At 62.4% G+C, this 18,735-nt stretch carries 20 protein-coding genes and 1 tRNA gene; 6 read left to right on the plus strand and 15 right to left on the minus strand.

From position 1 onward, the window contains the following. Nucleotides 1–310: 310 nt before the first annotated feature. The 7 genes from ACEOAB_RS12345 to ACEOAB_RS12375 all read right to left on the minus strand — a co-directional run bounded on the left by ACEOAB_RS12345 (nt 311) and on the right by ACEOAB_RS12375 (nt 7,317). Nucleotides 311–586: a MarR family winged helix-turn-helix transcriptional regulator gene (locus tag ACEOAB_RS12345; RefSeq protein ID WP_495653757.1), complete on the minus strand. Its 276-nt coding sequence runs from the start codon at nt 584–586 to the stop codon at nt 311–313. 404 nt (nt 587–990) lie between these two features. After that, nucleotides 991–2,151 (minus strand): M24 family metallopeptidase, encoded by a 1,161-nt coding sequence (locus ACEOAB_RS12350; RefSeq protein WP_413751186.1) that lies wholly within the window; start codon nt 2,149–2,151, stop codon nt 991–993. A 47-nt stretch (nt 2,152–2,198) separates the two neighbouring features. Then, the gene (locus ACEOAB_RS12355) at nt 2,199–3,569 is read right to left on the minus strand and encodes an MFS transporter (protein WP_495653758.1); all 1,371 of its coding nucleotides are present in this window, start codon (nt 3,567–3,569) and stop codon (nt 2,199–2,201) included. Between the two features lie 30 nt (nt 3,570–3,599). Next, nucleotides 3,600–4,586, minus strand: a complete 987-nt coding sequence (locus tag ACEOAB_RS12360) for a Bug family tripartite tricarboxylate transporter substrate binding protein (RefSeq protein WP_413750648.1) — start codon at nt 4,584–4,586, stop codon at nt 3,600–3,602. A 20-nt stretch (nt 4,587–4,606) separates the two neighbouring features. Beyond that, entirely contained in the window at nt 4,607–5,092 is a 486-nt protein-coding gene (locus tag ACEOAB_RS12365) for a GAF domain-containing protein (protein WP_413750647.1), read from the minus strand. A 22-nt stretch (nt 5,093–5,114) separates the two neighbouring features. Further along, the gene (locus ACEOAB_RS12370) at nt 5,115–6,092 is read right to left on the minus strand and encodes a Bug family tripartite tricarboxylate transporter substrate binding protein (RefSeq protein ID WP_413750646.1); all 978 of its coding nucleotides are present in this window, start codon (nt 6,090–6,092) and stop codon (nt 5,115–5,117) included. 34 nt (nt 6,093–6,126) lie between these two features. Further along, on the minus strand, nt 6,127–7,317 hold the full coding sequence (locus tag ACEOAB_RS12375; RefSeq protein ID WP_413750645.1) for a M24 family metallopeptidase: 1,191 nt from the start codon (nt 7,315–7,317) through the stop codon (nt 6,127–6,129). A 143-nt stretch (nt 7,318–7,460) separates the two neighbouring features. On the opposite strand from ACEOAB_RS12375, the gene ACEOAB_RS12380 reads away from it, so the two are divergent. Then, nucleotides 7,461–8,117 (plus strand): TetR/AcrR family transcriptional regulator, encoded by a 657-nt coding sequence (locus tag ACEOAB_RS12380; RefSeq protein ID WP_413750644.1) that lies wholly within the window; start codon nt 7,461–7,463, stop codon nt 8,115–8,117. Between the two features lie 446 nt (nt 8,118–8,563). Here the strand turns inward: ACEOAB_RS12380 and ACEOAB_RS12385 are convergent, their stop codons facing one another. The 6 genes from ACEOAB_RS12385 to ACEOAB_RS12410 all read right to left on the minus strand — a co-directional run bounded on the left by ACEOAB_RS12385 (nt 8,564) and on the right by ACEOAB_RS12410 (nt 13,188). Beyond that, complete coding sequence (locus ACEOAB_RS12385) at nt 8,564–9,073, minus strand: DUF1993 domain-containing protein (RefSeq protein ID WP_413750643.1); 510 nt, start codon at nt 9,071–9,073, stop codon at nt 8,564–8,566. A gap of 411 nt (nt 9,074–9,484) precedes the next feature. Then, nucleotides 9,485–9,637: a hypothetical protein gene (locus tag ACEOAB_RS12390; RefSeq protein ID WP_413750642.1), complete on the minus strand. Its 153-nt coding sequence runs from the start codon at nt 9,635–9,637 to the stop codon at nt 9,485–9,487. A gap of 554 nt (nt 9,638–10,191) precedes the next feature. Beyond that, the gene (locus ACEOAB_RS12395) at nt 10,192–10,407 is read right to left on the minus strand and encodes a hypothetical protein (protein ID WP_413751391.1); all 216 of its coding nucleotides are present in this window, start codon (nt 10,405–10,407) and stop codon (nt 10,192–10,194) included. Beyond that, nucleotides 10,404–11,198 (minus strand): ExeA family protein, encoded by a 795-nt coding sequence (locus ACEOAB_RS12400; RefSeq protein WP_495653010.1) that lies wholly within the window; start codon nt 11,196–11,198, stop codon nt 10,404–10,406. The genes ACEOAB_RS12395 and ACEOAB_RS12400 overlap by 4 nt, the downstream gene beginning before the upstream one ends. Before the next feature lies 1 nt (nt 11,199). Further along, nucleotides 11,200–12,522, minus strand: a complete 1,323-nt coding sequence (locus tag ACEOAB_RS12405) for a DDE-type integrase/transposase/recombinase (RefSeq protein WP_413751255.1) — start codon at nt 12,520–12,522, stop codon at nt 11,200–11,202. Nucleotides 12,523–12,651: 129 nt separating this feature from the next. After that, a complete protein-coding gene (locus ACEOAB_RS12410; protein ID WP_413751254.1) occupies nt 12,652–13,188 on the minus strand; it encodes a hypothetical protein in 537 nt (178 codons plus the stop codon). Between the two features lie 195 nt (nt 13,189–13,383). Here ACEOAB_RS12410 and ACEOAB_RS12415 point away from each other — a divergent pair, with 195 nt between their 5' ends. The 3 genes from ACEOAB_RS12415 to ACEOAB_RS12425 all read left to right on the plus strand — a co-directional run bounded on the left by ACEOAB_RS12415 (nt 13,384) and on the right by ACEOAB_RS12425 (nt 15,700). Further along, complete coding sequence (locus ACEOAB_RS12415; protein ID WP_495653759.1) at nt 13,384–13,536, plus strand: hypothetical protein; 153 nt, start codon at nt 13,384–13,386, stop codon at nt 13,534–13,536. Between the two features lie 533 nt (nt 13,537–14,069). Further along, nucleotides 14,070–14,369 carry a helix-turn-helix domain-containing protein gene (locus ACEOAB_RS12420; RefSeq protein WP_330897710.1) on the plus strand — a complete coding sequence of 100 codons (300 nt, stop codon included), beginning with the start codon at nt 14,070–14,072 and terminating at the stop codon, nt 14,367–14,369. Between the two features lie 11 nt (nt 14,370–14,380). Further along, nucleotides 14,381–15,700 carry a HipA domain-containing protein gene (locus ACEOAB_RS12425; RefSeq protein ID WP_413748820.1) on the plus strand — a complete coding sequence of 440 codons (1,320 nt, stop codon included), beginning with the start codon at nt 14,381–14,383 and terminating at the stop codon, nt 15,698–15,700. On the opposite strand, the gene ACEOAB_RS12430 is transcribed toward ACEOAB_RS12425, so the two are convergent. Then, entirely contained in the window at nt 15,681–15,881 is a 201-nt protein-coding gene (locus tag ACEOAB_RS12430; RefSeq protein WP_330897712.1) for an Arm DNA-binding domain-containing protein, read from the minus strand. The genes ACEOAB_RS12425 and ACEOAB_RS12430 overlap by 20 nt on opposite strands. A 178-nt stretch (nt 15,882–16,059) precedes the next feature. Beyond that, nucleotides 16,060–16,136 (minus strand) — tRNA-Arg (locus ACEOAB_RS12435). A gap of 244 nt (nt 16,137–16,380) precedes the next feature. Here ACEOAB_RS12435 and ACEOAB_RS12440 point away from each other — a divergent pair. Beyond that, a complete protein-coding gene (locus tag ACEOAB_RS12440) occupies nt 16,381–17,751 on the plus strand; it encodes a glycosyltransferase family 2 protein (RefSeq protein WP_413748821.1) in 1,371 nt (456 codons plus the stop codon). Beyond that, nucleotides 17,751–18,704, plus strand: a complete 954-nt coding sequence (locus ACEOAB_RS12445) for a porin family protein (protein WP_413748830.1) — start codon at nt 17,751–17,753, stop codon at nt 18,702–18,704. The genes ACEOAB_RS12440 and ACEOAB_RS12445 overlap by 1 nt, the downstream gene beginning before the upstream one ends. Nucleotides 18,705–18,735 lie beyond the last annotated feature (31 nt).

An 18,735-nucleotide genomic window follows, 5' to 3' on the forward strand; every position in this document is an offset into this window, starting at 1 on the left:
ACTGCCCGAGAGTGGGGAGGCCTCATCAAATCAATAGTGTAACTAAAAGAAACACGTTGGCAATCATTCGATTAGCTTTAAAAATGATCGACTGAGTTTCATTTGGTACGAGAGTTGTCCCCACTCGGCGCTGAGGTGGTGGTCCATGAATCGCCCCGGCTCCCCTAGACACTTTTGAGTCGTTAAAAATGGCGTCTGGGCGACTCAGTTGCTCTGCCCTGACCAACGGTGACGTGTGCCGCCCAAGCGACAGTCGGATTTCTCCGAAACGGTGAAACGTGCATTCAACGCGGTGCTGTGCAATTCCAACTCACGCAAGCACTGAAGAAAGATGCCATTTTTCGGCGTCGAGACCCTCAAGAAGATCGATATTAAGGGCACAGATGCGTGGGAACATATCGTCGAAGAGTTGTCGACCGGTCTCTCTCAGCTGCACATGGACTTCGCGGCGGTCTTCCGAATCTTGACGTCTCTCGATCAGCCGCTTCTCGAAAAGACTTCGCAGCCCGCGCGAAGTGCGCACGCGATCCAGTTGCAGTTGCACGGCGAGCGCTGAGGGTCCGATCTCCCCGACTTGCGCGAGCACGCCGATCAGTACCCGATGAGAAAGCGCCAGTCGGGCCGAACGAAGGCGCCGCTGCCCGCCTTCACACCTGAGCCGCTGTCACCGGTCACGACGGCAATAGCAGCCGTTCGGCTATACCCGCTTAAGACTAATGCTGTCGGTCGTAGAAGTTGCCGTGAACGACAGCAGCCGACTTTGGGCAATGCTTGAATCATTGCCGCAGTAGCCGTTCAATCCGGACCTGGATAGCAGTGGGCCGACTGATCGAGTCCACGCCCGAATCAAGCCGGCCCAACCGCACCAAACCGATGGTGTGGCTGAAGTCTTTATGGAAGATCGCCAGATTGCCCTAGCGAAAGCGCGCACGGCCTCGTCACGCATGCCCGGGCGCACGCGGAATACGAGCAGCGACCTCCACTTCATGCTCACACCTGCAGCGTCAGTGCTTCCAGCGTTTCGGGCGCCTGCGTGAGCTTCTGGTTGCCGGTCTCGGTGATCAGCACCGTGTCGGAGAAGCGGAAGCCGCCGACGCCGGGCAGGTAGATGCCCGGCTCGATGCTGAACACCATGCCTGGCTTGATTTCGCGCGAATAGCCTTCGGCCAGGAAAGGCGCCTCATGCCGCGTGACGCCGAAGCTGTGACCGGTGCGGTGCAGCAGGTGGTCGCCGTAGCCGCGCGCCTTCAGCAGATCGTTAACGCGGCGGTCCACCTCGGCCATGTCGGCACCTGGCACCACCAGCTCGTAGCCGAGCGCGCGCGCCTCGAGCATCGCGTGGAATGGCCGCACCGCCGCCTCGGGCACGTGGCCGATGAAGAAGGTTCGCTCCACTTCCGCGCCGTAGCCGTTCGCCGTTCCGCACACCAGCGTGACGTGCGGCCCGCCTTCGGCTAGCTTGCACGACAGGTCGGGCACCAAGTGCGGGTCGTGCGAGAACGCAGGCGGCGTGGCCAACGCGATCGCCTCGCAGGCCAGCACGTTGGCATGCGGGTTGGCGACGAGCAGTTCCCCGACCAGCGCACCGGCGATCTGCGAGTTCAGCGCCATCGTCGCCGCCCCCGGCCTGGCGGCGGCGAGCAGCCGCGCATGGCCCCGGCTGAGCCACTGGCTCGCGTAGGCGAGGCGGTCGATCTCGTAGGTCGACTTGATCTCGCGCACCTCGTCGACGATGTCGGTCGTCACCGCAGTGCCCGGAACGGCGCGGAATACCGCGAGCGGACACAGCGATTCGACGCCGACCCGATGCGCCGGCTTCAGCACCTCGTGCAGGCGGTCGAACCACATCTGCCCCTTGGGCGCCGGGAACTCGAAGTAGTCCAGCAGTTGCAGTTCGCCGACGGCGCGCGAGCGCACGTGCAACGCCTCCAGCTTTGGAATGAGAAAGACCGGCATGCCACTGGCCGGCACCAGCAGGATGAACGGCCGCTCGTGGACGAAGTTCTTGAAGTTCGTCAGGTAGAAGACATTCGACGGATCGTGGCAGACGTAGAAGTCCAGGTTCTGCCGCGCCATCTCGGCCTGGACCGCAGCCAAGCGCCTCGCGATTTCGGAGGGGGCGGGGTTCTCGCAGGAAGGAACGATTTGCATGGTGGCCTCGTTGGGTGTTGTGGTGTTGCTGTGTTGTGGTGTTGTCTCTAGCGGGCCAACTCGTCGGCCGCGATGGCTTCGAGCGAACGCCCCTTGGTAGGCACGCCGAGGACGAGCACGGCGGCCGCGCCGCATACCAGCACGGCCGTTGTCATGACGAACACCCCTCCGAAGCCGGAGCTGGCAGAGACCATGCCCACCAGCACGGGGGCCGCGACACCACCCAGCCGGCTCATGGTCGAGGCCAGCCCGGCGCCGGTGACGCGCACATGGGTCGGGAACAGCTCAGGCGTGTAGGCATACAGGCCCGCATAGGCGCCGTTCATGAAGAACGAGAGCAGCACGCCCGCCACCATGATCTGGTTGTCGCCGTGGGCAGAGGCCATGCCGATCGCGGCACATCCGCCCAGCAGCATGTACGAGACGATCACGGCCTGCCGCCCGATGCGCTCGTTGAGCCAGGCAGCGGAGAAGTAGCCCGGGATCTGCGCGATGGCGAGCACGATGGAGAAGCCGAAGCTCTTGGTGATCGTCATGCCGTTCTGCACCAGCAGGGTGGGAATCCAGGTGAAGAAGGCGTAGTAGCTGAAGGACTGCGTCATCCACATCAGCCAAGTCATGATCGTGATGCGGCGCAGCTTGCTCGACAGAAGGGTGCGGTAGTTGCGCGCCGCCGAGCCGCGCTCGCGGCTCGGCGGCGGCGAGGCAACCTCTTGCGGGTCCAGCGTGAGCAGAACGGTGCCACGGCGCAGGGCGTCGGTTTCCATCGTGTCGAGGGTCGCCTCGGCCTCGGCGACGCGGCCCTGGCTCTCGAGCCAGCGCGGTGATTCGGGCAGGCTGCGGCGCCACCACAGCAGCATCACCACCGGCGCGGCGGTGACGAGGATGACGTGGCGCCAGCCTTCCGGCGAGGCTGGCACGAGGAAATAGCCCAGCACCGCCGCCAGCACGAAGCCGAACGAGAAGAAGCCAGCCAACGCCCCGGTGAAGATGCCGCGATAGCGGCGGGCGACGAACTCCGACAGATAGGGCGCGATGATCACGCTCTCGGCGCCGGCACCGATGCCAGCCACGACGCGCCAGCTCAGGAAGGACGTCCAGTCGTTGATCACCGCGCTACCGGCCGACGCCACGCAATACAGCACCAGCGCGGACATCATCACCTTGCGCCGGCCAATGAGGTCGCCCAGCGTGCCGGCCACCAAGGCGCCGACCACGGCGCCGACGAAGCCAGCGCTGGCCAGCATGCCAAGTTGCATGGCGGACAGGCTCCAGGCCGTGCGCAACGCAGGCAGCACGAAGGCGAGCACCGCGGCGTCCATGGCATCGAAGGTGTAGCCGAGGCCGCCCGCGAGCAGCAACTTGCGATGGAAACCGGAAAAGGGAAGCCGCTCGATGCGGGCGGAAATCATGGTCATGGATTTGCTTCCTGAACGGTCGGCAGAGACCTATTCCTTCTTGAGGCCGAGTTGCTGCGCGACGGCCCCGAACCGTGCGAGATCGGATTTGGCGCGAGCCGTGGCATCGCTGGGCGAACTTCCGATCGGAGTCCAGCCGGCCTCCATCAGCTTCTTGTGCAGCTCCGGCTCTGCCATGCCCTTGACGATGACGGCGTTGAGTTTGTCGATGACGGCCTGCGGTGTTCCCTTGGGGGCCGCGAGACCAAACCAGCCAGCGGTCACGAATCCGGGCAGGCCTGCTTCTTCTGCAGTGGGAACAGAGGGCAATGATGGGCTTCGAGCCTTTGTCGTCACGAAGAGGGGGCGGACTTTGCCGGCCTGGACGTTGCCGACCTGTGCGGCGGCGTTGTCGAAGAGGGCATCCACGTGTCCGCCAAGGAGGTCAGTGGTCGCGGGTGTTCCGCCCTTGTAGGGCACCACGTTCGCAGTGATAGCTGCGGTCTTGAGGAACATCACCTGCGTGAGGTGGGCCTGCGTTCCAATGCCGGCGTTGGCGAAGCTGATCTTTCCTGGATTTGCCTTGGCGTACGCAACGAACTCCTTCAGGTTTCTGGCTGGGAAGGAGTTGTTCGTGACGACGATGAACGGAATCTCTGCCAGGATGGTGATGGAGGCCAGGTCCTCAGCAGGCTTGTACCGGAGGTTGTAGATATACGGGTTCACAGCCATCGTGCCGCTGGCCGTCAAGACAAGGGTGTGGCCATCGGCAGGTGCGCGAGTCACCATCTCGAGAGCCGTTGAGCCACCTGCACCGGGCTTCGCGTCCACGATGACGGGTTGGCCGAGGGACTTGCCAATGAGCTCACCGATCTGCCGGGCGAGGAGGTCGGAAGCACCGCCCGCGGCATAGGGGTAGACGATGGTAATTGGCTTGGTCGGATAGGGAGCGTCTGCCGCCCTTGCCAACGGCGCAATGAACGATGCGCAGGCTGCCAGCAGAGAGATGACCAACGAGCGACGGTACGGATGATTCATGGATGCGGTCCAGATCGAAGTCAAGGAAGAAAAGGTGCTGCGAGGCCTGCGACCCGGGTCAGCAGGGCGGTCATTGCCGGCTGATACCAGTGGGCCTTGTGGAGCAAGTTGAGCGAGCCGATCGTCCTGTCACTCCGACGAATTGGCACGTTGATTGCGGATTCGCAGTGCAGCGAGAAAATCAGGTCGAAGTCGGGAAATGCCTGGATGCACGACGCACGGTCCGGACAGATTCGAGCGCGGTTGCCCAGGATGACTTCCTGATGGAAGGCACTGCCAGGCACGAGCGGCTTTGAACCGCCGCATGCATACGAGTCCGGATTGCTGCTATAGATGCGCCTGTTTTCGTGTCGCGTCCAGTCGATCGCCAGCACGGTGAAGAGCCTGTGTCCCGGATACCTTCGCAAGTAGTCGTCGATGACTGCAAGCGCGCTTGCCGGATTCGTCCGGAGGCGGGCGTCGAGCTCGTGGAGATCGTCAGCGTTCCCTTGTCCTTGCGCGCTCATGGTGACCTCATCGCGGCTCAATTCATTGCGCAATGCCGAGGCGTGCGATGACGGGCGCCCAAGCCTCGGAATCGCGCTTCGTCAGGCGTTGGACATCGGCCGGCGTTGACTTGATTGCAGTCAACATCTGGCCGGCAAGGCGCTCCTTCATTTCGGCTGTATCGAGCGCCTTGTTGATCTCCTTGTTCAGGCGATCGATGGCGTCAGCAGGGGCGCCTGAACGCGTCACGACGGAGTACCAACCCGGTACCTCCATGTCGATTCCCAGTTCCTTGAAGGTCGGGACATCGGGCAATTGCGAAAGACGCTGGTCGCCCGTCACCGCGAGCGCGACGAGTTTGCCGGACTTCGCGAACGGCACGATGCCTACGGGGACTGTGGTGATCACCGGGGTGTCGCCCGCCATGACGCTGGTGACCGCACTGGGGCCGCCTGCGCCGCTGATGGGTACATGCTGCATCTGGATGCCCGCGCGCGACTTCAACAATTCGGTCGCGAGGTGGGTGGAGTTCCCGATGCCGGCGGAGGCGTAGCTCAGCTTGTTGGGTTCTGCCTTGGCCATCTTGATGAGTTCGGGCAGTGTCTTCACACCGAGGCTGGGCGACACGGCGGTGACGAACGGCGTGTTGGCGACGACTGCGATTCCCGAGAAATCCTTTGCCGGGTTGTAGGCCAAGGTCTTGTAGAGAAGCGGGTTCCAGGACATGTTGGAAACGCCCGCCAGGAACAGCGTGTAGCAGTCGGCCGGCTGTGAAAGCACGTAGGTTGCTGCGAGCGAGCCGTTGGCGCCGGGCTTGTTCTCGACGACAACGATCTGATTGAGGCTCTTTTGCAGAATGTCGGCGAGGGTTCGGGCGAGCGCATCGGGTCCGGAGCCCGAGGGCTGCGGAACGATGATCTTGATGGGCTTGCTAGGGAAGTTGCCTTGTGCGAACGAGGGCAGGGCGAGCAGCGATGCAGCGGCGACTGAGCCGCAGAGCAGGGTGCGACGAATCAACATGGGCGGCTTTCGTGTTTAGGTTGTAGGGGCCGCATCAGCCGACCGTGGCGTATTCGAGAGTTCTGGGCGTGGCGGTGAGGACGCGCGGCGTTTGGCCGACGACGACGGTGTCGTCGATCCGGAATCCGCCAACGCCATAGAGGTACAAGCCTGGCTCCGCCGAATAGACCTCGTTGTCCAGCAACGGGCGCTGGCTGAAGGCCATGTCCTCGGGATACTCGTGGTGGACGATCCCGATCGCGTGGCCCGTTCGATGCCGGATGCAGTCAGCGAATCCGGCTTGCTCGATGACGGTTTGTGCGGCCGCATCGATGGCGCAGACGGGATTCCCGGTCGCCGCCGCGGCAGTGGCGGCCGCGCTTGCGTCCCGGGCAGCGGTCCACAGAGCCTTCTTCTGCTCGTCCGGGCGCCCGCAGAACCAGGTTCTCTCGTTTTCGATCGTGAGGCCGTTCAGGCGAGGAATGACTATGTTGACCAAGACATCGCCTTCGCGGATGCGGGCACCGCATGACGCACCATCGCCGTGAGGAGACGCCGAGGCGGGGCCGCTGAGCGTCCAGCACCGAATCACCTCGAACTGTTCGCCTGGAAAGCGCTCGGCGGCTTCCTGCACGAACAGGCTCGCCATGGCGAAGTCCAGCTCCTGCACCAGCCTGCCGGGTTTGATCGACTCGCGGTAGCGGTCTTGCAGCCAGTCGGTGAGGCTGGCCATCGCTTCCATGACCTGCAGCTCTTCGGCATGCTTCTGCCAACGCAAGCTGCGGAAGTCGGCTGTCGCAACGCGTACCTGCAGGTCCGGCAGCAGCCTCTGTGCGGCGGCGAGCACCGGGCTTCCCGCGTCGGCTGCGATCCTCGAACGCGCCAGTCCGGCTCGTTTCAGCCGATCGGCCAGGACCTCGGGCAACTGGGAGATCAGCGGCAGGCGCGCTCGGACCATCGGGTGCTCGGCGTAGAAGGTGACGTCCGTCACCCACACCTTTTCCGCCTCCACCGAGAAGCGCATGTGGTTCGTCGACAGCTCGTTCATCACGAGGAAACCGTCGCCTTGCCGTGGAATCACCGCAAAGATCGGGCGCTCCCAAGGTTGAACGTCGGTGTGGAAGTTCGTTGCGAACTGGAAGAAGTCAGCTGTAGTGAAGACCAGGGCATCCACGCCCAAGTCATCCATCAGGGTCTGCATCTTTTCGCGGCGGTACCGCCATACGGCTTGAGTCAGCTTGGGCATCTCGGGGTATCTCCAGAAGGTGAGCTGGGAACGAGCCCAGCGGTTTGAATTATAGAAACCGACCAGGCGGTTTGTAAATAGGTAAAATGAGGGCGCGCGGCCGCAGATCGGGCAGGCACTGCAGTTCCTGGAGAATCCTCCCAATGACAATCACCGCACGTCCCCACGCTCCGAAGCGTCTGTCACCCGTACCGAAACTGCGCCGCTCTCACGCCGAACGCAGCACGGAAACTCGACAGAAACTCTGCGAGGCCGCTCTGCAACTGCTCTCGGAGATGGGTTACGAGCGGGTGACCACGGCGCTGATTGCCCAGCGTGCGCAGGTGTCTAAGGGCGCGCAGACGCACCATTTCCCGACGAAAGCGGACGTTCTCGCTGCCGCCTTCGACTACTTGCTGGCTAGTTGGGAGCAGAGAAGGTCGGCCATGCTCGCGATTCCGGGAGCGCCCATTTCGATCGACGAGATGCTTCGCTACCTATGGCGAGAGGTCTTCAACCAACCCGACTACGTCGCTGCGATCGAGTTGATGCTGGCCGCGCGGCACGACGCGCCTCTGCGCACGCGCCTGCAGGAATCGCTGGCGACATGGACTGTCGCCCGTGATGACACGTTCCGTCGGGTCGCGGGTCTCGACGGAGATCTGGAGAAGACCGCGACGTTCTTGAAGCTGAACTTTGCCGTGCTCCGAGGCATGGCAATTTACGATGGATTGACCGTTCGCCCGGATGACAACGAGCCGGTTTTGACCCTCTGGATCGAGATGGCCAAACGCCACCTGGATGCGACCGGCACGAGATGATCTGACTGCGAGCAGCCCCCGCACTCAGTGAGCAGTTTCAACTTCTCGAGCAAACCCCGCCGCCACCTGTTGCGCTGCGCTCCCAGTCGGATGAATTCTTCAGCCTTTCGAGATGGTGCGATGCGCAGAAGCCATCTTCCTTGGCGCGACCGAAGCACTCGTGTGCTGCTCGATCGGGGGTTACAGGAGATCGCGCTGCCGCGCCCGCTGGGCCCGACCTCCCAGCTTGCGTGCATCACCCAAGAGGACGCGTCTGAGACCGTAGTCGATCAAGAGCATCGGTGATCGGGCACCCGCCCGATCACCGATGCTTCTGGCCGAACCCGGAAGTTAGCTTCGGCCAACGACAGTCCGCTCCCGCTGCATGGCCGCTCGCGCAGCGACTGAGGCTCTGGTTGCTATCGAGCGGCAGTGGCCAGAGTGGCTGAACTCCTGCCTGTCTTGGGTTAGTAGGCACCCATGTAGTCGCGCTTACCGATCTCAATACCGTTGTGGCGCAAGATGGCATAGGTGGTGGTCACGTGGAAGAAAAACTGCGGCAATCCATAGTGCAGAAGATATGCGCTGGCGGTCAGCTTCTTTTCCTTGGGAGTGCCGGGGCGCAATACGATCTCGCGGCTCTCGCTTGAATCAAATTGCTCAGACTTGAACGAGCCGATATGGGCCAAAGCTTTGGCGATCAACGCTTGCAGGTCAGCGAAGCTGACCTCAGTGTCGGGCCAGGACGGCACCTCGGCACCAGCCAGGCGGGAGGCAATGCCCTTGCAGAAGTCTGCGGCGATCTGTACCTGACGTACCAGCGGAAACATGTCAGGGAACAGCCGCGCCTGCAGCAGCGCACTTGGATCGATATTTTTTTGCGTCGCGTGGTCTTCGGCCTTCTTGAGCACGTCGGACAGGGCGCGCAGCATCTGCTGCATGACGGGAACGGAGGCGTGGTACAGCGGGCTGGTCATAGTGAGTTCACTTCTAAAATTGGGCACGATGGCCGGAGTTGGCGTGGCAGAGGCCCTGCCGACCATGTAAGGCTAACAGCACAGGGCGAACTGAATCGCCCCGGCTTTTGTGGCCAGCTTTTCTTCCCGCGGGTAGTTGGAGCAGCCGCGATGCAAGAAGCGGATGTCAAATGCAGACGCCCGACAGACCGCTTTCGCTGCGGAGCTGCCGCTGGCTTCCACCACTCTCCTGCGTGCCCTCTACGACCTGATCATCAGGGAGACATGCCGGCTCGAGGATGAGATCATCGGTGCGCCCTCGACGTCTGCATGAGTCGCTCGTTGTGCGCTCGAGCAAGCGCTGGTTCCGGCTCTGCCGGCGCTCGCGCATGCCGCGATCCCCATCAGGTGGCCGTCGAGGCCGACCCACTGTCACCGGCCGTGCGGCACTGCCAAGGCGAACACATGCTGATCTTTGCAACGCTGGGCCATGAGGGCAGCAACCATCACTTCGTTCTCCAGCAGTACCTGGCCGCGCACGGCATTGCGCAAGCCTGCCGCATCGTGTTGTTCGACGACTTCCACAGCGGCGCGCGCGCTGATCGCCGGGGAGGCGGATTACCTGCTTCAGTGCGCCGTGCATCCGGCCGCGGCCGAGATCACGGGCACCTATCGCACGGCCATGGTGGTGGTCGACTCCTTCATTTCGCCCAGCCAGTCCATGGCGCTGGTGCGGTCCAGGGGAGGCGGGGAGGGCGCTGGCAAGGTGGGTGTGCAGACTGCAACGCAGAGCTTATGTCGACCTTTTCCGACTGGCCGATCATCGTCCACGAGCCGACGGTGCTTGCTGTCCAGTCCGGTCTGACAGAAGGACGCTACAGCGCGGGCATCGTCTTCACTTCCTTCGCGACGGCGTGTTACGTCCCACGATAGTTTCGAGAGCCGGTCCCGCGCTAAGTGAGGCCGATCGGAGGGTGGCGTCCCGGGCTCGCATAGCCCGGACGCGGACCGCGAGGAAGGTGAGACGAAGGTGGTCAGCGGTCGACCGGTCGGGCGTGATCGCAGGCACTCGCGAGGCACCATGAGCAACGCCGCCGGCGGTCAAGCTGGCGGCGTTGATGAGCAAGTTGGCGGGGACCTCAGAACGGCGGGTCGTCGAGTTCGAGGTTCGGGTCTGGTTCGACGAGGTTGTGCCTGGAGCGGTCTTCGTAGAAGCGGCTGATCTGATCGCCGTAGCGCGCTTCGAAGAGATCGAAGAGGTATTCGAGGAAGTGGTAGATCTCGACGGCGGCATCGTCGCTGAGCCTGGGCAGCGGCACGTCGTCGAACCTCTTTGGTGTTGAGGCTTTCTTCATTGCAGCTCCGCGATGGCCAGTTGCAGGACCTCGTCCGGCAGATGGTTGAGCCCCTTGGGCACGGCCAGTCGCATGGCGGTGCACAGGATGCGCCCGGCCTGCCGGGGCAGGCCCTTGGAGGCCTGGCGCAGGATTTCCATGCCCGAGGTGGAGACGACGGTGTGCTGGCAACCGGCACTCGTCAGGGCGTGCTCGATGAGCGCGGCGAAGCGTTCGCGCTCCACCACGGGCTTGAGCTGGACGCGGGCCTGGATGCGGCTGTACAGCGCGGCATACGGCGCACGCTCGAGCATCTGCGCCAATGCCACATGCCCGACGAGCCAGACGGTGATGAGGTCGCGCGAGTCGAAGGCGAAGTTCAGGAACGCGGGGAAGTCGCGGAAGAACTCGCACGGCAGGTTCTGCGCCTCGTCGATGATCCACAACGGCGTCACCTGCTTGGTGTCGACCAGTTCGTGCACGCGCTGCTTGATGTCGCGCCAGAGCTGGGCGCGCCGGTAGCTGGGCTCGATCCCCAGGGCGCGCGCCAGGCCGCGGTAGATGTCCACGCGCCCGAAGTCGGTCTCGGCCTGGTAGAGCACCAGGTAGCGGTGCGGGTTGAGCGCGCGCGTGAGGCTGCGCAGGGCGGCAGTCTTGCCCACGCCGGGCTCGCCGGTGAGCAGGCCGATGCCCGGCGATTGCAGCAGCCAGTTGAAGCGCTGGGTGAGTTGTTCCAGGGCGCCGTCATCCCAGGGCTGGGCAACATCTTTGCCCAGCGGCGGGTGGCGCAAGCCGAAGTGCTGAAGGTACATGTCATTGCTCCTTCGTGCCGTGGTACTGGGCCAGGGCGATCTCCACCAGGTTGGGACCACTGCGCACACTGCCTGTGGCCACGTCGGGGTCGGGCTTGCGCCGGGTGCGGTGCTGGTTGGCGAGTTGATCGAGCTCGGTGGCGCTGCCCAGCGATGCACCAGCCTCGTCCTCGACGCCCACGACACGCTCGGCGTGCGGATCGACCACCAGCCTGACGGTCTTGCCCGAGAGCTCATAGGGCACCTCGAAGCGCCGGCCCAGATAGGACACCGTGCCGTCCTTCCTCACGAAGCGCGGCACCCGGTGGTGGAACAGCGCATCGAGATGAGCGGCCTTGGCACCCAGGCTGCGGATCCTGGGCAGGTCGCGCTGGTAGCGCGCCAGCGGCGTCATGCCACCGAGGCCGCCGTGCGCCGTCTGGTGGTAAATTTGCTCAAGCCAGGCCCACAGACGGGCATTGAGATCGCCCAGGCTCGTGATGTGGCGCTCGTCAATCTCCGTGAGGAATTGATCCCGACATGTCCGATGCCAGCGCTCGAGTTTCCCCTTTCCCTCTGGGGCATAAGGGCGGCAGAAGATGAGATGGATGCCCAGCCGAGCGCACAAGCCCTGCAGGGTGTGGGCCCGGTAAGCGGCGCCATTGTCGACAACGATTTTGGTTGGCACTCCACGACGCAACAGCGCTTGCTTGAGCACCCCTTGGACATCGAGCGCGGTCTCGCCCAGGCAGAACGCGCTGTGCGCGACCAGTCGCGAGGCATCGTCGATCAGCGACACCATGTAGGTCTTGCGCAGCTGCCCCTTGACGGGAACACGCGGGCCGTGCATCACGTCGCCGTACCAGATCGAGCCGGCGAACTCGGCTGTGAAGCTGCGCTTCTCCTCGGGCAGGCTGGCCGAGCCGGCCATCTGCGACAGGCCGTGCCGGTGCAGCAGCCGATGAATCGCCGAGCGCGACAGACTCTGGCTCGCCACGATTCCGGCGACTTCGAGCAAACGCAGGATCTGGCGGATCGAGCGCCGCGGATTGTCCCGCTTGGCCGCCAGCACCGCCTCCTGGATCGCCGGCGCGATCTTGGACTGACCGCGGTCCGCACGGATCTTGGGTTCCAGCCCATTGATGCCCTCGCGGCGCCATGCGTAGTACCAAGCCTGGATGGTCTTCTCGCCCAGATGGCGGCGCTGCGACTGGGGAATGGCGTACTCGCGCTGCGCAAGTTCGCGGATCACCTGCTGCAACTCGCCACGCTCGAGTCGTTCGCGGCTGACCAGTGGCCCCAGCACGGACAGCCGGAACAAGGCCTTGGGATCGATTTGCTTCATGTCATGCACCTTCAGGTTGTGGAGGTCCGATGACAGCGGCGATCCGTCTGCGACGGCAGGGGGCAAAGTGTGTGGGGGCCCCGCCCGGGCGGGGCCTGCGCTGTCCGCGCGCGATTCAGGGGCGACTCATCACGGGACGATCAGGTCCCGGTCCAGCCAGGCCATGGCCTGCTGCAGCGACAGTCTGTTGATCACGTTGCGCCAGAACGATTCGTGATCGGCGAATCGTCCGAACTCCGGGAACCGGCTACGCAGGAAGAAGGCAAAGCCCTCGCTGCGACCCCGCAGCCAGTCCCTCCAGCGCCGCACGGTGCGGCGATCACGGCACGTGCAGACCGCGCAACGGTGCACCGAGCAGCCACTCAACACGAGCAACAACACCACCTGCTGCACGGCCCAGTCATACCAGCGCCGAGGCGCGATGCATGCCGGCAGCCGCGAGCACGTGCGCTCGCATGCCCGGCACAGGAAGCGCAGCACCGCCACCGGATTGAGCGACTCGCCGCGACCCGCGCCGCGATCGGCCTTGCGGTGATAGCAACCGTGTCGCCACAGCCCGCCATGCCGGCAGTGCGGGCACGCTGTCGGGCGGTAAGCCTCACCACCTTCGGCCAAGGCCTGAGCGTGTTGTTCGAGGCTGGTGATGCTCGCTAGAATCCGCTGCATAGGCTGGTCTCAGTTGCTTCGTGGTGCTTGGTAACTTCACGATAACAAAGGAGAACCGGCCTATCTTGTTTGCGCCTTGTCCCGGCCTTGAACAGGCTGCATTCTCAAGTCGGCTCTAAAAGTCCAAAGGACACCCGGCGACCGCAGGCCCGGAACAACGACGGACATAACACGGCGCATGCAGAGCGCTTCGAGATGGTCCAGTCCATTGGCACTGTCTGCGATGCATGGATCGTCTACGGACGCCAGGCGGTCGACGATGGCAGGGCCGTCGTCTGGGACGACAGTCCAGTCGCACGGCACTTCCGGACGCAGATCGAGCGATCGGCGGAGTCAGGCGGCAGTTGAAGCCGTGATCCGCTGTCGTGCCGCGGCGTAGCTCCGATGCACGTGATGGTTAGTCGGAAACGTGGACGCCAGGATCATCGCCGCGCCCAGTTCGGTCACGTCCACACTACGGATTGAGGTCCCTGTCAGGTGTGAGCGACCTCCTTGGCGCGCTGGCGGCCTGCGACCGTCTTCGAACCCTGACTGCGGCGCTGCGGAGTGCCGGGGGCGGTCCCGGGCAATCCCGCCCGTAACCGTTCAAGGAGGACGACATGGCTACTTTGAGCTTTCCCTTCGAGCCACCCTCGAACGTCGGAAGCGCAGGTAGCTTCTCAGTGGGCTCGCCAGCGCCGCACTACTGGCTGCCGATATCGTGACTCGGCCTAACGGGTCACGCTACGGTGGTGACCGCGATGCCTGCCATTCAAACACTGTTTGTTCCGGCATGTCGGAACAAGCGCCTTTAGAGATGCCGGTGTAGAATTGTTCCGTCATTGCGAAATTAATGGGGGATTTTCAGCTTTTGGGTTATAATTCCGGAAATACGGAACAATATGGCCCGCACACTTCCTGAATTCCAGCAGAACCTAAGTCCAGCCGTGGCATCCCTCGAGCAACTCGGCAAGCTCGTGCGAAATCGACGCGCCCAGTCGCGCATGCGCATCGACGACGCTGCATCCCTCAGCGGAGTCTCCAGCGACTTGCTTTCGCGTTTGGAGAACGGCAAGCCCGTGACCTCGGACAAGCTCATGCTGGTGCTCGAGAGCCTGGGCCTTCGCATGCTCGTCGTGCCCAAGAGCGCCGTTCCTGCCCTCGAGGCAGCGCTTGACCCGTCTGCGGGGGAGGGGCGGTGATGGACGGGTACATGCTGGACGTCTACGCGGGAGCCGTGCGCGTCGGCACGCTGGGCTACGACCAGGCTCAGGATGCCTTCCACTTTGACTATGACGCTGCCTGGCGGGCGTTGCCAAGCCGGTACCCGCTCTCGCCACACCTGCCCTTGGAGGGTGGCGCAGCGCCGCAGGCCATCCGCCGATTCTTGGAGAACCTGCTCCCTGAAGGCGAGGCACTGGCTGTGGCGGCCAACGATGCTCGCGTGGCGCGCAACAACGTCTTTGGCCTTCTTCGCCACCTCGGACATGAGACTGCTGGCGCGCTGAGCTTTATCTCCACCGGCCAAGTGCCGGCCGAGCAGGCGCCACTGCGCCGGCGCCTGCCGTTCGAAGAGCTGCAGGCACGGATCGACAACCGCGCGAACGAACCCTTCAACCGGTGGGACGGCAAAGTGCGCATGTCCATCGCGGGGCACCAGGACAAGCTTCTGGTGGCCATCGAAGAAGACCAACTGTTCCTGGTTGACGGGGTGCTGTCATCTACGCACATCCTCAAGCCTGAGCCTGCGCGCGAGAAAACGAGGTTCATGGTAGCCAACGAGCATTTCTGCATGCAACTGGCCAATCGCATCAGCATGCGACGCTGGAAGGCGCCCAGTGCCGCACATGTGAGCATCCTGCGGGTACCGTCGCCGGTCTTGAGCATCGAGCGGTTCGACCGCCGCAGGACGCCGGACGGTGTCGAGCGGTTGCACATCATTGATGGGTGCCAGGCACTGGATCTGTCGGTGAGTGCAAAGTACGAGCGCAACGTGGGGGATCAACCGGAGGTGCGGCACATTCGCGATGGCGCCAGTTTCGAAAAGCTCGGCACACTCAGGCCCGGGTTCGTCGAACCGGCGCTGGGGATGCAGCGCCTGGTCCTTTGGGCGGTCGCGACGCTGCTCTTCGGCAACAGCGATTCGCACGGCAAGAACATCTCGTTCTTCGTCGACCGCACCGGGCTCACGCCGACGCCGCTGTATGACCTGGTGAGTGTCGTGCAGTACGCGGGGTTCCATCACGAGTTGGCGATGGCATTCGGAGATGAGTTCGAGCTGGAAGCAGTGCGCTCGTTCGCGCTTGCGGACTTCTGCATGCGCATGGGCATTGACCGCAGGTACTTCGCACGCGAGTTGACGCGACTCTGTGAGTTCGCACTTCAAGAGGCACCGGCGCAGGCGGCGGACCCGGCGTACATGGGAGAGGAAGTCGCTTTCGTACAGGGCCTTGCTCAGTTCGTGGCCACCCGAGCGCAGGCCCTGTTGGCCATGGCGCGCGACATCCCGAAATTCACCGCGGACAACTTCTAGTTGTCGACGTCGCAAGACCGAGCGCCAGGGTCTTGGCCTTGCCGTGGAAACGATAATCCATGCGCCAGTACCTACCCGCCGCCTTGACCCGAAGGTACATGCCGCCGCCATCGGCGTAGCGCTCGCGGATTGCAGTGCCCTTGTGCTTTACGTGCCTCACGAATGCGTCGGTCAGTGGCATGGTGATCCCCGTGCTGTCGGTACCTGGATTCAGGCCACGTGCAGGTACCTGAAGAAGTACCGACAAATTACGAAGATTCGATGCTACGGCCCGACATTGTGAGAGGCAAAGAAAAACCCGCCGCCCCTGTGAGAAGTGCGAGTTCTGAGGCAGCGTGAAGCTGCATGAAATGCGGGATTGGCCTGCCCGGAGGGGATCGAACCCCCGACAACCTGCTTAGAAGGCAGGTGCTCTATCCAACTGAGCTACGGGCAGATTCCAGGCTGGAGGGATGCCCGGAAAATCAACGACTTAGATGCTTTACCTACAGTCGGCAGCGGCGGATTCTACCGAGTTCCGCGCCTTGACTCGCAGGGCGGGACCGTAGTTCGACGCCACGCGGGAGCCGAATCAGGTTTGGTTCGGAGGGAAGCCTAATTTCGTAATCAGGGAAGTCTGACCGAATCCGCGTGGCGCCAAAGCCGCGCGAGTGGGTTGAACAGACTGTTCAGCACGTTTCTTGAGCGTTACATTCCATGGAACTATCAAGGGCGATATGAACGAAGATGGTCAAAAAGCACTGCCACTGCTTTACCTGTCGGTTTCCGGGAAATTCCTTATCGCGTTAATTGGTGCCACCGCGTGGATGGGATTTTCAATATGGGCTGCGGAGGCATGGCTGGCCGATTTGAAGCATTACGTCGGTACCGTGCTGGCCATTTTCCTGGTATATGGAATTGCCATTATTCCGGGCTTCATGAATGCCTTCATGGCCATAAGCCTGCTTCTCGACAAGAGACCGACGCATTCCCCGTTGTCCGTCTATCCCCCGATTTCCATTCTGGTGGCCGCTTACAACGAGGAAGCCTCCATTGAGGAGACGCTTGCCAGCATCGGGCGCCAGAATTATCCTGGCGAACTGCAGGTTCTCGTGATCAACGACGGATCCACGGACAACACTTCTCTTGTTGTTCAGCGAGCCAAGGATCAGTACTCCTGGCTCACCTTCGTCGATCTGAAAAAAAATGGAGGCAAAGCCCGGGCCCTGAATATCGGATTCAAGGAAGTCTTGCACGACCTGGTCGTTACCGTGGATGCCGACTCTTTTCTGTACCGAGGAGCCCTCGCCAGCATTGTCGAGCGTTACCGAGCCGATCCACCCAATACCCGGGCCGTCGCAGGAAAAATCCTGGTCCGGAACTCGAGGCAAAATTGGATTACCCGCTGCCAGGAATGGGACTATTTTCACGGTATTGCAGCAATCAAGCGGGTGCAATCGCTGTTTCAAGGCACATTGGTTGCGCAGGGCGCGTTTTCCATCTACGACCGGGCCGCGCTGATCGAGGTCGGAGGGTGGCCTGAGTGCGTGGGAGAAGACATCGTGCTGACGTGGGCCCTGCTGAAAGCCGGGTATCGGGTGGGTCACTGTGAGGATGCGTGCCTGTTTACCAATGTGCCCAGCACCATCAGGCAGTTGGTCAAGCAGCGCCAGCGATGGGCGCGCGGCATGACCGAGGCCTTTGTCAAGCACCCGGGAATCCTCTTCAAACCCAGGTTGTCGACATTTTTCATTTATTGGAATCTGGTGTTTCCATGGCTGGATCTGGCATACACGATCGGATTCATTCCAGGAATCATATTCGCGCTTTTCGGCTATTACTGGATTGTGGGCGTAATGACGCTCGCGCTGATACCGGCGGCATTCGCGTTGAGTCTTCTGATGTTTTCAATCGAACGCAGAATGTTCAAGAAAACGGGATTGGTCGTGCGAAAAAATATCCAGGGCTTCTTCGTTTACGTGCTCCTGTACAGCCTGCTGCTGCAGCCCGCCAGTATTCTCGGATATCTGGATGAGTTGTTCAGAAAGCCCAAGGCCTGGGGGACGAAATGATGGAGGCGTTGAGATATTCCATTGCCGTTCTCTCCGGGGCCATGGTGCTGGCTGGACCCTGTAAAGCCGAAGAAGAAAAAGGCAAGGAAAAACCAAGCGACATGGCTTTTGGCACGGAATTTTTCCTGACCAGCGACAGCGATCATTTTCAGTCGAGGAGGGTATCGGCCGAATTCTTTCCTGCTTTCGAGAATGCCGATCGCTACCTGGGTTTTCGTCTCTCCGACTACCAATACAAGCAAGATAGCTGGCAAAGGGTCGGAAAGAAGATTTCATTTCTAGCCCGCTCGATCGAATCCAGGACTGGCGATGGAGGGGCCCTGGAGGCCGGCCTGTTTCAGCAGGGAGGGCACACGCTGCTGACACTGGACGGCAGTTACCGCATGTCACCCACGAAGAGTACCGCGGTGGAGTTTCTCGTAACCCGCGACTGGGTGGAAACTCCGAAGTCCCTGGACCGCGGGATCGATTTTTCGTTTGTCGGGGTTGCCGTGGACCAGGGGCTGGGAAGCCATTTGACTCTGGTCGGACTGCTGGGACAGCAATATTTTTCGGACGGCAATCGACGGGACCATGCCCGCCTGCGGCTGATCTATCAGCCGTCACTCGATCTGGGGCTGACCTTGCAGGCGCGCTATCGAACGTACCGAAGCACCCATGAGGACGTGGACAGAGCCTATTTCAATCCGAAGAGCTACAGCGAGTCGATGCTGGCGATCGGTTGGCGGCACCGTTTCCAGGGATGGACGGCCTCCCTGACGGCGGGGCTTGGCAACGAGACGATCAACCACGATTTGAATCAACCAACGAGATTGTTCGACCTGAGCCTTCAAAGTCCGGTCAGGGGCTCGCAGGTATTTCGTTTTGGCGCGGGCTACAGCCGCAGCACTACCTTTTCGGGGCCCAGCTACCACTATCGATACCTGCGCGGCGAATGGGTGATCCTTTTTTGAGTGCAAGGCCTGCACCTGAAGCGAACGCTGC

The sequence above is a fragment of the Variovorax sp. Varisp53 genome (genome assembly GCF_059491555.1).

Bases quoted from the DNA above. Each gene is read 5' to 3' on its own strand.
- ACEOAB_RS12385 (WP_413750643.1), bottom strand. From the start codon at position 9,073: ATGACCAGCCCGCTGTACCACGCCTCCGTTCCCGTCATGCAGCAGATG.
- ACEOAB_RS12370 (WP_413750646.1), bottom strand. From the start codon at position 6,092: ATGTTGATTCGTCGCACCCTGCTCTGCGGCTCAGTCGCCGCTGCATCG.
- ACEOAB_RS12350 (WP_413751186.1), bottom strand. From the start codon at position 2,151: ATGCAAATCGTTCCTTCCTGCGAGAACCCCGCCCCCTCCGAAATCGCG.
- ACEOAB_RS12355 (WP_495653758.1), bottom strand. From the start codon at position 3,569: ATGACCATGATTTCCGCCCGCATCGAGCGGCTTCCCTTTTCCGGTTTC.
- ACEOAB_RS12430 (WP_330897712.1), bottom strand. From the start codon at position 15,881: ATGCCACTGACCGACGCATTCGTGAGGCACGTAAAGCACAAGGGCACT.
- ACEOAB_RS12415 (WP_495653759.1), top strand. From the start codon at position 13,384: ATGGTCCAGTCCATTGGCACTGTCTGCGATGCATGGATCGTCTACGGA.
- ACEOAB_RS12405 (WP_413751255.1), bottom strand. From the start codon at position 12,522: ATGAAGCAAATCGATCCCAAGGCCTTGTTCCGGCTGTCCGTGCTGGGG.
- ACEOAB_RS12380 (WP_413750644.1), top strand. From the start codon at position 7,461: ATGACAATCACCGCACGTCCCCACGCTCCGAAGCGTCTGTCACCCGTA.
- ACEOAB_RS12365 (WP_413750647.1), bottom strand. From the start codon at position 5,092: ATGAGCGCGCAAGGACAAGGGAACGCTGACGATCTCCACGAGCTCGAC.
- ACEOAB_RS12395 (WP_413751391.1), bottom strand. From the start codon at position 10,407: ATGAAGAAAGCCTCAACACCAAAGAGGTTCGACGACGTGCCGCTGCCC.
- ACEOAB_RS12410 (WP_413751254.1), bottom strand. From the start codon at position 13,188: ATGCAGCGGATTCTAGCGAGCATCACCAGCCTCGAACAACACGCTCAG.
- ACEOAB_RS12445 (WP_413748830.1), top strand. From the start codon at position 17,751: ATGGAGGCGTTGAGATATTCCATTGCCGTTCTCTCCGGGGCCATGGTG.
- ACEOAB_RS12420 (WP_330897710.1), top strand. From the start codon at position 14,070: ATGGCCCGCACACTTCCTGAATTCCAGCAGAACCTAAGTCCAGCCGTG.
- ACEOAB_RS12400 (WP_495653010.1), bottom strand. From the start codon at position 11,198: ATGTACCTTCAGCACTTCGGCTTGCGCCACCCGCCGCTGGGCAAAGAT.
- ACEOAB_RS12425 (WP_413748820.1), top strand. From the start codon at position 14,381: ATGCTGGACGTCTACGCGGGAGCCGTGCGCGTCGGCACGCTGGGCTAC.
- ACEOAB_RS12360 (WP_413750648.1), bottom strand. From the start codon at position 4,586: ATGAATCATCCGTACCGTCGCTCGTTGGTCATCTCTCTGCTGGCAGCC.
- ACEOAB_RS12375 (WP_413750645.1), bottom strand. From the start codon at position 7,317: ATGCCCAAGCTGACTCAAGCCGTATGGCGGTACCGCCGCGAAAAGATG.